Source organism: Pseudoalteromonas sp. Ld20 (assembly GCF_045064175.1).
Taxonomy (GTDB): Bacteria; Pseudomonadota; Gammaproteobacteria; order Enterobacterales; family Alteromonadaceae; genus Pseudoalteromonas; species Pseudoalteromonas neustonica.
The window spans coordinates 282,127-294,429 of sequence record NZ_JBISHB010000043.1 but is presented as its reverse complement, the minus strand read 5'-3'; the positions used below and the strand labels follow the sequence as shown (position 1 = coordinate 294,429).

Here is a 12,303-nt window from a genome sequence, read left to right as displayed (position 1 = left end):
GTAATTTAGCACATTTGTGTGAGAACATCACGACAGATTAAACAAAGCGCTTTAGCTGGTGTTGAGTTTGTTCGCTCAGTTGTTGTGATAATTTGCAATCACCTAAAGCTACATCAATTTGCGCTTTAGCTTGAGAGCCTAATTCAACAATTTGCTCAACTGACTGGTGTGTTTCGTTTTGTGTTTGCTCCAGTGAGTGCACGGCGCTGACAATTTGCTGCAATTGTTGCTGGTTGTGTTCAAATTCAACGAGTCGGTCAGTAAATCCATGAGACGTTTTACTTATTGTTGTTTCAGCATGATGAGAGTAACCAACCAATTGCTCAGATTCTTTATTTGTTTTGCCTACTAAAGCATCCATTTGATTAATAAAATCGCTGATTTGACGGGTAGCATCACTGACTTTAACAGACAAAGTTCTCACTTCATCGGCTACTACTGCAAAACCACGGCCAGCTTCGCCTGCGCGAGCGGCTTCAATGGCGGCATTTAGTGCCAGTAAATTGGTCTGATCTGAAAACTCTTCGACCATTTTTAATATGCTACGAATATTATCGCTGTTTTGTTTTAATCCTGAAATGGTTTTAGAAAAGCTGCCCAATACATGGCTAATTGCTTTGACTTGGGTAACAAGCTCAGTGAGTTCTTGAGCGGAGTGGGTAACGAAATTCAAGTGTTCGGCATTTACTTGATGAACACTGTCAGTGTTTGTCACTATGCTTTGTAAGCTATCTGTTATCTGATTGCTTGCCGCGGTAATTGTTTGGCTAAAGTCTATCTGTTGTTCGCTTAACTGTACGGTATGTTGCATTGATTTAGTTACTTGCGTGTTACTTTGCGCGCTCGCTTGTGAGCTTTCGTAGGTGGTTGCGAGTAATTCACTTAAGTGTGCCGTAAACATATTATATTGCTCACTGACTTCGCGAAATTCATCGTATGTAAAATGTGGCAACTGCTCAGTTAAGTTGGCATCTTGACGGTTTATTTGCTTTAACGTATCACGCATGGCCGTAACAGGGCGAACAATTAAAAAACGCATATAAAAGATAGTGAATGTAAATCCGGCAACAATAACGCAGGTAAGCAGCCAGAATGCTCCTTGATCTGCGTCTTGCGTAGTAAGACTTTTATACAGCCAAAGTAATGTAATAGCTTGGAAAGCAAAGACAAAACTAAGGTTACCAATGATCTTACGTGTTAAGGTAAAAAAGAAAGTTTGTTCTAGAAAGTTATAAATGCGCATATACCCACTCATCAATGGTCCGTTTGGCTGTTGCATGGAGTTTTACTCAGTATCGTTCAAATCGGCTATAATTCAAGAATATAGGACGAATAGCAGTCCATAATACCTCTAATTTAGAGGGAATTTAAAATCATTTTAGTGTTACATGGGTAGTTAGTAAAAACGCCATTAACGCCATATTCGAGCATAAGCTCTATATCTTCTTGCTTATCAACAGTATATGCGTAAACAAGCAGCCCTCGCTGCTTGGCATCCGCGACAAAGGTATGATTAATAAAATTTTTATCAATATGAATACTTGATGCACCCAAACGCTGAGCAAATTCAGCGTAATTAATAGGGATTGAGGCTGTTAGAGCGCCTATTTTTATCCAAGGCAATTTTTGTTTAAGCCACATGAGTTGATGATGATCAAACGAAGAGACTAATATATTGTCTTGAGACAGTTTATTTGCGGCAATATTACCTTCAATAAGATCAACAAATTTATCGAGAGAAAAGGTGTGTTTTAACTCAAAATTGAGTAGCGTTTTATTGTTAACCCAATCAATTACCTGTTGTAATGTAGGTACCTGTTGACCGTTACCGGCATCAAATTTTTGTATTTGTTCGCGAGTTAATTTATTTACTTTACCATTGCCGTCAGTGGTTCGATCGAGCCAGGTATCGTGAATAATCAAATAGTCATCAAGACAACTTTGTACATCAATTTCAATGCCATCGACGTCTATTTCAACAGCTGCTTGAATAGCACTTTTGGTATTTTCAGGGTAGCTCCCGCTGGCGCCACGGTGGGCAAAAACTTTTATCATAATGTGTGTTTCCGTGTAACAGACCATGTTTCGTAAAACGCCGCGCTGATCACTAAAGCTCCGCCGAGCAAGGTCAGCAATGAAGGTTGTTCATGTAATAATAGAAAAGCTAAAAATGTGCCATATAAAGGCTGCAAGCACGAGATCAGCCCTGCTGTTGAAGCTGATAAGTATTGCAGGCTGGCTGCAAATAATGAATGTGGGGTCGCTGTAAAGATTACCCCAGCTACTAATAATAACCCTAAATCATAAGATGGTATTTCTATCACTGGCACTTCTATAAAAGCACACAATAAAATGCTCGCTACACATGTTTGGTAAAACATGGTTTGTGGCCCGCCATATTGACTAAAATAACGCTTATGTATGATATTTCTAATTGCAAAGAAAAACGCAGATACAACACCTGTTAAGACTCCTTGTGTTATATCCCCCCCCATATCAGCATCAGGAATAAGTAAATAAATACCAAAAATAACTACGCAGGCGCTGAGTAGGTCGGTTAATTTTGGTTTGCATTGATTGAAAAAAGGTTCAATAAAGACGGTAATCACTGGGTAAGTGAAAAATGCAATCATACCTATCGCGATACCTGCCATTTGCATTCCTGCAAAATAGGTAACCCAATGTAGCCCGACGGCAACACCTAAAAAAAGGGCAATAGCATAATCTTTAGTTGCATTTAGTTTGATGGCTTTTTTTTGCCACAGCAATAATAACAAAATGGCAACGCCAGCAATCGCAGCGCGGTAAACCGTAATGTCTAATGCGTTAAGGTTGATAAGTTGAGCAAAGAGTGCAGTGCCTCCAAACAATAGAACCGCAATATGTAAATAGATCAAGCTTTGTTGTTGGGGCTGCATATAACTCCTTTTTTGTTTTAGTGACAAATGTCAGGTTATTTCATGACAATTTACACTATATTCGCTGTGTATTAATAGCGATAGTTAAAGCGTCAGATTTTTGTAATGTATACAAGGGGGGTCTATGAATAATGCAGCATGGTTTAGTTTATTTATTGCTGGTCTTTTCGAAGTTGTTTGGGCTTTAGCCATGAAACAATCAAACGGTTTTACCAAATTATGGCCCAGTATTATTACATTTGCAGCGATGTGGGCAAGCTTTGCGTTTTTGTCCTTTGCTTTAAAGTCACTGCCCTTAGGCATAAGTTATACAATGTGGGTTGGAATAGGTGCTGTGGGTGTAAGTATTGTTAGTGTGTTGTGGCTAAATGAGTCAATATCGTTGATTCAGTTAGGATGTATAGGGCTAATATTGATAGGTATTATTGGGTTAAAAATTCACACAGTATAAAACCTGTAAGTAACCTAAACTCGGGATAATAAATCTATCTCCAGTGGCTATTTTCAACGCTAACTACGTTGAATTTACTTGCAATAGACCAGCTATTGACGCGTAAATTCGCCTTGTTATCCCTGAAAATCTCCGACTGGAGAGTTGAGTAAGTTTTTATAATATTAAATCAATACGTTAGTAAATATCTTAACCCGAGTTCAGGTTAAGTAATATTATGTGGTGCGGTTTTAGGGATTATAAAGGACATTTATGAGTACACATACAAGCTTGGCTTTGCAAAGTAGAATCAAACAGTTTTGGAATTGGGGGCCACTATTATTTACAGGTTTTTATCTATTACCCACATTTTTTAATTTTGAGCAATTAAGTGCACTGAATATTACGGCAACATTGCTTTTTTATTGCGCATTTATAGTTTTGTATATTAAGGCAATTAATTGTGCGAACACTAACGTCACTGCCTTGTTTATCGCTATGCTTACGGTATGTGTCGGAGCCAGTTTTTTTACATCTGGCACATCTACACTTTTTGGATTTACAGCTTATATTGCCGGGTTTTGTTTTACAAAAACGTCTCGCTTAGCTGCGGGTTTATCTGTCATTGTTGGTGTTATATGCAGTGCCTATGTAATTGATTCACATGGCCCTGAATATTTTCTAGGCGTTGCAATTATTTTAAGTGTCGCGTTATTTACCTTTGGTTTTGCAGGGCAAAAAGAGCGTACTTACAAGCAGCGAGAACAAGAAAGCGCGAAGCAGTTAGAGCAGCTAGCCGCTATTGCTGAGCGAGAACGAATTGCCCGAGATTTACATGATATTTTAGGTCATTCACTATCTTCTATCGCGCTAAAAGCTGAACTTGCCAGTAAGCTCAATCAAGCTCAGCGGTATCCCCAAGCAAATAGCGAAATTGAACAAGTTGCTGAGCTTGCAAGGCAATTATTAAGTGATGTAAGAAGTGCGGTGAGTGATTTAAAGCAGCTAAATATAAGCAATCAGGTAGCTACATTGATGGAGCGTTTAAATGAGCAAGGTTTTGATGTTGATTTACATATAGATATAAATAAGTTACCAGTTAAAGTTGAGGGTATTGCTAGTTTGATAATCAAAGAAGCGGTGACCAACCTCCTACGCCATAGTAAAAATAAACGTTGTGCTATATACATAAAGCAAAGCGAGGAGCAGTTAGAAATTAATATTGTAAATTATGACCTGTGTGAAAAAGTAAACAAGGGCAATGGCCTCAATGGTATTAAGGAGCGAGCATCACAGCTTGGAGGTTTAATTAATATAGAAACTGGGGAATGTTTTAGTTTGAATATTATTCTACCTTTGGTTAGAGAGTATGAGGTGACGTTATGATTAAAGTTTATTTAGTTGAAGATCAAGGGCTGGTTCTTGGTGCTGTCGCTGCATTACTTAGCTTAGATATAAGCATTGAGGTCATAGGTCAAGCCGCGAATGGGCAAATTGCAATGCAAGAAATCCCTCAGTTGAAACCAGATATTGTACTCAGTGATATTGAAATGCCAATAATGACAGGTATTGAACTTGCTGAACAGTTACGTGATAAATGCCCTGAAATAAAAGTGGTGATTATGACCACGTTTTCTCGCGCTGGGTATATTCGCCGCTCTATGGCCGCTGGTGTTAAAGGATTTGTACTAAAAGAAGCACCCAGTGATAGCTTAATTGCCACATTAAAAAAAGTGATGGCAGGGCAAAAAGTAATTGATTCTGAGCTTGCTTTAAATGCACTTGAAGACAGTGATCCGTTATCTGATAAGGAGCGAAAAGCATTAAAACTTGCTGGAGACGGCTTGAAAACAAGTGACATCGCCGAAAAATTATATTTAAGTGAAGGCACGGTACGTAATTACTTATCGGACGCTATTGCTAAATTAAATGCCATAAACCGAGTAGATGCAGCGCGTATAGCCAAACAAAAAGGCTGGTTATAACGTTATTTACAAAGCTTTTTTGTTCCATAAAATTTACATCTAAATTCAACCGTAAGGCTGTTTTTGGATTATTCCATTAGAGGTGTTTCAGACTGTTTTTTATAGATATTGAATTCTGCATCTTGAAGTAATTTGGGTATAAATATCTTAACCAGAGTTCAGGTTAAATACTAAATATACCCCTCCTTTCGATTCTTAGTATAGTTAAATTAATATTTGCCAGCCTTAGACTAGTCCACTAAGTAATCACAATCGACTATGTAATTTCATTTGTATCAATCTAAACAAAGTAAAGCTAAGTTCGTTATTAGAAAACTACGTATAAAGTTGTATTAAACTGGATTTGAGTTCCGTTAATGTGTACAATCTTCGACCTTTCCTTTGTGGTTGTTTAGGGTACAGGTTGCTTTAGTGTTATTAAAAATAGCGTTACAAAAAATAATATACTCGGCGTTAGCATTTCTTATATTTGCTAATTCAATGTTTGCATATTCTGCGGATTTACAAATATCTACTTTTAAAGATATTGATACCACAGTCCCAAGGGGGGCTGATATACGGTATCAGGTTGACTTTGAAAATGCAGAGCAAACCGTTGCAACTAACGTTAAATTAATATTCCCTCTACCCAATAGCACCACATTTGTTAGCGTAAATGACGTTACTGCATGTTCTTATACTTTGACGACTAGAGAAGTTATCTGTAATTGGGCGACTATTGATGGCACATCGATTACAGATAAACGTAAAAGCTTGCTTTTGACGATAAAGACATCAGCGCAGACCGGTAATATCGTTGATTCTCAAGTTCGTATCGAAGCTAGTAATGAAGATGCTGGCAAACTCTTAAATAACAGTGAAACGCAAAATACATCTATTGTTGCAGGTGTAGATGTTGCCATAACAAATTTAGTTTCGTTACCTACCACTGTGTATGTGGATGAGAACTACAAATACCAAATCACGATACAGAATAATGGCCCGGATATAGCTAAAGGGGTTGAGTTTACCCATGTTTTACCTAGTACAGCACGTTGGGTTAATCAGTCTGTTAATGCCCAAAAAGGTTGGGCGTGTTCTGGCACGCAAACGATTCGCTGTTTAAAAGATGAGCTTGAACCTAATGAACGCCAAAATCTTGAAATTCATGCTCGACTTTCAGGAGTAGGTAGCGGCACGGTAACTGCTACATCAAGCGTTAAGAGTTTGACCGCAGAAATCAAGCCTGAAAATAACCAGCGAGCAGTCAATACCAGCGTCAGTGAGCATGCAGATTTGACTGGGTCAATTGTGTCATACCATAAAGACGGATACGAATCGCGATGGTTAACTGTCAGTGATAGTTTTAGTTACAGAGTAAACGTTGTTAATAATGGCCCAAATAAGGCGGTTAACCCTGCATTTACTATTAGGCTACCGGCTGGCGTGACAGATATTGCTGCTGTACAAATCCCTAATTGGAATTGTTCTGCATTTAATAACCAAAATGAAATGAGATGTAGTTCAACAAGTGAGTTGGCGAGTAATGCGAGCGTTCCATTTACTATTTCAGCAACGACTCCATCGATTGCTGCTGCTTATCAGTCTACTTTGAGTGTTGAATCATCTACGATAGATAGAAATACCAATAATAATACGATTACACATACGTTTACTGCGCAACAAGGTAATCAAACTAATCTTGTTAGTTTTTCAAAAACGCTAGAGGGAAGAGCTACACAATTTAAAATCGGTGATGAGATCACTTTTAATCTGAGCGCGATTAACAATGGTGATGAAGTACAAATTACTCGAATCTCTGATGACTTACCAACAGGCCTTGATTTTGTCAGTGCTGTATCTAGTGACTTCAACTGTACTTTTAAGTCGCCAACGGTAACGTGTTTACCAGTAAATGGATCTTTTAAGAAAGATCAAGAAGTTAAAATCACCCTAAAAACAAAGGCAAAGCAGGCTGGTCCTTATACGAATACCGCTACACTTACCCTTGATACAGGTTCACCAATATCTAATTCAGCTAGTTTTACAATTTTATCTTCTGAGGCCGATGTTCGAATTACAAAAACGTCAGACTTAGCTTGGAATAATAAAAATGAGATGGGCAAAGTCTTTAACTTTATTATTAGCGTAAGTAATGTAGGTTTAGGTGCGGCTAATAATGTAGTTATTTCTGACACATTAATAAACGGTTACACCATTGCTGGACCTGTTACCGTAAACCGAGGGAGTGCGAGCGCCTCAGACTGGTCCTGTACTGTAAGTGGGAATACCCAAGTTGTTTGTGAAAGCGCTAGCATGGCAAGTAGGGATGCGATAAGTGTAATAATCCCAGCGAAAACGCCATTCAGTGAAGCAATGCCAAGGAATACCGCATCAGTCACATATGATGGTTTGACTAACGCAAATTCATTTACATATGAAGGATGGGGGTTTCAACCTAGTAATCCTGTTAGATTAAGTTTAACGAAAGTTAAAAAGTCTCGCTTAACAGATAATACTCAGTTAGTGACACAAAATGCTGAAATATTAAATGAATTCACCGTTGCAAATAATGGCGAAAGAGCAACGGGAGGTACTATCAGGGTTGATGATGTGTTACCTCAAGGTGAGCAATTTATTGCTAATAATCAATATGGTACAGATTGGCAATGCTCACTCTCTGAAGCGTTGAGTGACGGTACTGGAGGTAAGGTAAGTTGTTTATATACCCCCAATCCAGTAGAGGGGCTATCTGGCGTTGCACCTTTGTTGGTTATAACGACTCGTGCCGTAGGTTTAGGGGGGTTAACTAATAATGCAACATTGATTGATGAGGGTGGCTTCCCTGGTATTGCACGGGCATCAGCGACAATTAATTCAGTGTTAAGTGCTGATTTAAAAGTAACAAAAGCAGCTCAACTCAGTGCCGATCAACGTTTAATTACATATACAATAAAAGCAGAACATCTATCTGGTAGCACAATTATTGGCGATGGCGCTAATACATTAGTGATCACTGATACTTTTGCGGGTACTTTTATCGCGAGAAAAGGTGTAATTGCCACCACGATAGATTTCCCTACTACAATCACTAGTAATCGCAATAGTCAATTTACTTGTTCACGAAGCGATAGTGGCTTATATGAGCAAACGGTATCCACTATTAAATGCGTATTGGCATCGGGTGAAATTTTTCAAGTAGGTGATTTTGTTGAGCTTGATATAACAGCAAGTCGTCCATTTACAACGGTTAATAATCAGCTTACAAACAGGGTAAATGTAAGCTCGTCTTCGTTTGCAGATACAGATCCTAGTAATAACCAATCAGCGGTAACAACGACCTTACAGCCTAGGTTTGATGTGGCGGTTAACGCAGTAACTTATGCTGCTAATCCAGTTTTAACAGGTGACGAATCATTATTGACTATTGAGATCCATAATCCCGCGTCGAGTGAAGCCAATGGGGTTGTCTTAGAGCATCAATTTAAACCAAATATTAGCCGTAAAATACAGTTTTTAAGCAGTAATTTTTCGCGCCTGGGTCAGCGTAATGTGTGTGTCTTTAATGACGTTACCTTACAGTTACGATGCGAAATAGGTGTACTTGCAAGTAATGAAGTACAAACAGTGACTTTACGTTTTATACCAAAAAGTGATATTAGCGGACAGGATTGGAGATTACCAAGTATTAGCACCATTTATGCAGATAATATGGCGCAAGATCTTAACTCATCTAACAATACTCAAACAGCAGAACTACTTGTTGAAGCACGAGATGCAAATTTAAAAATAGAAAATAATGATGTGCTAGATCCAATTGCATGGGTGCCATCTCCTCGTGATTTCCCCGTATCACTTGATAATGTTGTAGTTTATAAGGTTGATCTAGAGTATTTATTTGATAATAAAGGTGATTTGTCAGTAGCCAGCGGTGTGCGTTATGACTTTAACATGACTCCATCCGGTGCGAATAGACGTATCCAATTTTTATGTGATAGCGATAATGATAAATCATGTACGGCGCAAACAGCACGTTGTGACAGTATTAATGCGGTTATTACTCAAAAGTACACAATAAAATGTGATGGCCCAGAAAATGAAAATAATAATCTTGAGCCGCTTGAGTTAAAAGAAAACCCCAATGGTAGTACAGAAAACATATATACCCGTTATTTGTTTTTTAAAGTCTTATCTCGTCCAAGTACAGCAGGTGAAGTAAGTGCAACAAACGTAGTTATTTATTCAAATGAGCGCGATCCTGTCTTGGGTAATAACGAGGAGAGAGAGCAAACATCAATTCGCGTAGCCGTTGATTTAGCGTTAACAAAAACGGCATCTCAAGCGAGTGTAGCGCTTGGTAGTGAATTTGATTTTTATATTGATGTATTTAATGCGGGTCCAGGTGACAGTGCTGAAAATGTTATTTATGACTTTTTACCAACAGAGGTAGAAGTTAACGGTACACCAACAGTCGAAAATGGCCTGTGCTTGGTTGATAACGCTGTAAAAAGCGGCGAATCAGTATCTAAACAACGCGTAATATGCCTAGTTGATGAAATTGCTTTGGGTGACTCTGTGCGAGTTACAATCCCTGTGAAAGTAGTTGAAATTCCGACTTCTAAGCTAATAACTAACCATGCTTGGGTTGAGACAAAAGGTTTTGATATTGATAAAACTAATAACGAAGATACAGAGACAGTTAGAGCCGTTGATTCAGCGTTATCAGGTAAAGTGTTTTTTGACTTAAATAACGATGGTGTTCAACAAGCTGCAACTGATGCAGGGCTTAGCGGTATTACTATTGCGCTTTCAGGTGTACGTAGTGATAACTCTATTATAGGTACTCAAACAGTAAAAACGACAGCCAGCGGTGAGTTTACTTTCATTGATCTTGAACCGGGTGTTTATCAGTTGTCGCAAGTAGATCAAAGCGAACTGATCAACTTTAAAGATGGTAAAGATAGTCGTGCAGGTGTGTTGATTGTTAACAGTGAGCAGTCAGATATTATCGCAGGTATTACTATTTCAGGCCAAGGAAACTCAGATAATCACTTATTTGCTGAGATCGGTTCGAGTGAAGTTGCTGGCCTTGTTTGGTCTGATTTAAATGACAATGGCGTGCAAGAGGTTACAGAGGTAGTAGGTCTTGAAGGTGTTGAATTTGAATTAGTTGGTACAGATGAAGCCGGTTTAGACGTTTCTTTAAACACGCTAAGTAATAAGCAAGGTCTTTATTCATTTAATGGCTTACGTGCTGGTATCTACACGTTAAGGCAACCAGTTCAACCCGTTGATTTTAGTGATGGCTTAGAAAGTGAAGATGGTGCGGTACTTGAAAATAGCCGCACAACAGACATGATTACTCTAGGGCGTTTGAATAATAATCAACGTTTTTTACAAAGAAACTTTGCTGAGGTTCCGACGCTGCTTTCTGCGATTATTCAAGGAGTGGTTTACCTTGATATTGAACAAAATGGTGTAGTCGATACCAATGATAAATTGCTGAAAAACGTTGCTATCAACCTCACTGGTAAAGATGCAAGAGGGGCGAGTGTTTCCCTAACCACCACCACAGATGCGCAAGGTAACTATCGTTTTGAAAATGTACTTACATCAGACGTAACAGGTTACACATTAACGCAAGTACATCCTGCTTTGTATAAAGATGGTGTAGAGAGAAATAGTGACGGTGCGATCAAAGATTCTGATACAACGGATGAGATCAGCAAAATCATTATCACAGATAGCACTACAAAAACGTATGATTTTACAGAGCAAAACCCAGACACAGCAAGCGTGTCTGGGCGTGTGTATTTTGATGCAAACCAAGACGGCACCATTACAGATAATGACAAGTTACTAGCCAATGTAGACATTACCTTAACGGGTAAGGATATCTTCGGTTCAACAATCTCGTTAACGACGCAAACGAATGCGCAAGGTGAATACACGTTCGCTGATTTATTTGCCTCAGATGCCAATGGATACACAGTAACGCAGACGCAACCTGCGCTTTATAAAGACGGTGTTGAGCGTAATAGTGCAGGCATGATTGCAGGCTCTGATGTAACAGATACGGTTACCGTTGCGCTTTCTACAAACAACCAGCTTGTTGACTTCACAGAGCAAAATCCAGACACAGCGACTATTTCAGGGCGTGTGTATTTTGATGCAAACCAAGACGGCACACTTGCAGATAACGACACGTTATTAGCGAATGTCGATATTACCTTAACGGGTAAAAATATCTTCGGGACAGACATTAACCTGACAACGCAAACGAATGCGCAGGGTGAATACACGTTCGCTAATTTATTTGCTTCAAACGCCAGTGGTTATACCATCACGCAGACGCAGCCTGCGCTTTATAAAGACGGTGTCGAGCGTAATAGCTCGGGTGCTATTACAGGCTCTGATCTAACAGATACAGTGACTGTTGTGCTGACCACCAACAACGAGTTTGTTGACTTCACAGAGCAAAACCCAGATACAGCAAGCGTGTCAGGCCGTGTGTACTTCGATGAAAATCAAGACGGCACCATTACAGATAACGACACGTTATTAGCGAATGTCGATATTATCTTAACGGGTAAAAATATCTTCGGGACAGACATTAATCTGACAACGCAAACGAATGCGCAAGGTGAATACACGTTCGCTGATTTATTTGCTTCAAACGCCAGTGGTTATACCATCACGCAGACGCAGCTTGCGCTTTATAAAGACGGTGTTGAGCGTAATAGCTCGGGTGCTATTACAGGCTCTGATCTAACAGATACAGTGACTGTTGTGCTGACCACCAACAACGAGTTTGTTGACTTCACAGAGCAAAACCCAGATACAGCAAGCGTGTCAGGCCGTGTGTACTTCGATGAAAATCAAGACGGCACCATTACAGATAACGACACGTTATTAGCGAATGTCGATATTACCTTAACGGGTAAAAATATCTTCGGGACAGACATTAATCTGACAACGCAAACGAATGCGC

The 12,303-nt window shown here is 39.2% G+C and carries 7 protein-coding genes and 1 pseudogene; 4 read left to right on the top strand and 4 right to left on the bottom strand.

The window, feature by feature from the left end; translation table 11 throughout:
• Positions 1-37 precede the first annotated feature (37 nt).
• The 3 genes from ACJJVX_RS18420 to ACJJVX_RS18410 all read right to left on the bottom strand — a co-directional run bounded on the left by ACJJVX_RS18420 (position 38) and on the right by ACJJVX_RS18410 (position 2,918).
• A complete protein-coding gene (locus tag ACJJVX_RS18420; protein ID WP_054206616.1) occupies positions 38-1,255 on the bottom strand; it encodes a methyl-accepting chemotaxis protein in 1,218 nt (405 codons plus the stop codon).
• A 101-nt stretch (positions 1,256-1,356) separates the two neighbouring features.
• Positions 1,357-2,052 (bottom strand): glycerophosphodiester phosphodiesterase, encoded by a 696-nt coding sequence (locus tag ACJJVX_RS18415; protein WP_405632986.1) that lies wholly within the window; start codon positions 2,050-2,052, stop codon positions 1,357-1,359.
• Entirely contained in the window at positions 2,052-2,918 is an 867-nt protein-coding gene (locus tag ACJJVX_RS18410) for a DMT family transporter (RefSeq protein ID WP_054206615.1), read from the bottom strand. The genes ACJJVX_RS18415 and ACJJVX_RS18410 overlap by 1 nt, the downstream gene beginning before the upstream one ends.
• Positions 2,919-3,042: 124 nt before the next feature.
• Between ACJJVX_RS18410 and ACJJVX_RS18405 the strand changes: the two genes are divergently transcribed.
• The 4 genes and pseudogenes from ACJJVX_RS18405 to ACJJVX_RS18390 all read left to right on the top strand — a co-directional run.
• Positions 3,043-3,369: a DMT family transporter gene (locus ACJJVX_RS18405; protein ID WP_405632835.1), complete on the top strand. Its 327-nt coding sequence runs from the start codon at positions 3,043-3,045 to the stop codon at positions 3,367-3,369.
• 252 nt (positions 3,370-3,621) lie between these two features.
• On the top strand, positions 3,622-4,734 hold the full coding sequence (locus ACJJVX_RS18400) for a sensor histidine kinase (protein WP_405632832.1): 1,113 nt from the start codon (positions 3,622-3,624) through the stop codon (positions 4,732-4,734).
• Positions 4,731-5,333, top strand: coding sequence for a DNA-binding response regulator (locus tag ACJJVX_RS18395; RefSeq protein WP_054452699.1), 603 nt, complete (start codon positions 4,731-4,733; stop codon positions 5,331-5,333). The genes ACJJVX_RS18400 and ACJJVX_RS18395 overlap by 4 nt, the downstream gene beginning before the upstream one ends.
• 480 nt (positions 5,334-5,813) lie before the next feature.
• Positions 5,814-11,360: pseudogene (locus ACJJVX_RS18390) on the top strand (SdrD B-like domain-containing protein); the annotation flags it as partial.
• On the opposite strand, the gene ACJJVX_RS18385 reads toward ACJJVX_RS18390, so the two are convergent.
• The gene (locus tag ACJJVX_RS18385) at positions 11,327-11,575 is read right to left on the bottom strand and encodes a hypothetical protein (RefSeq protein WP_405632829.1); all 249 of its coding nucleotides are present in this window, start codon (positions 11,573-11,575) and stop codon (positions 11,327-11,329) included. The pseudogene ACJJVX_RS18390 and the gene ACJJVX_RS18385 overlap by 34 nt on opposite strands.
• Positions 11,576-12,303 lie beyond the last annotated feature (728 nt).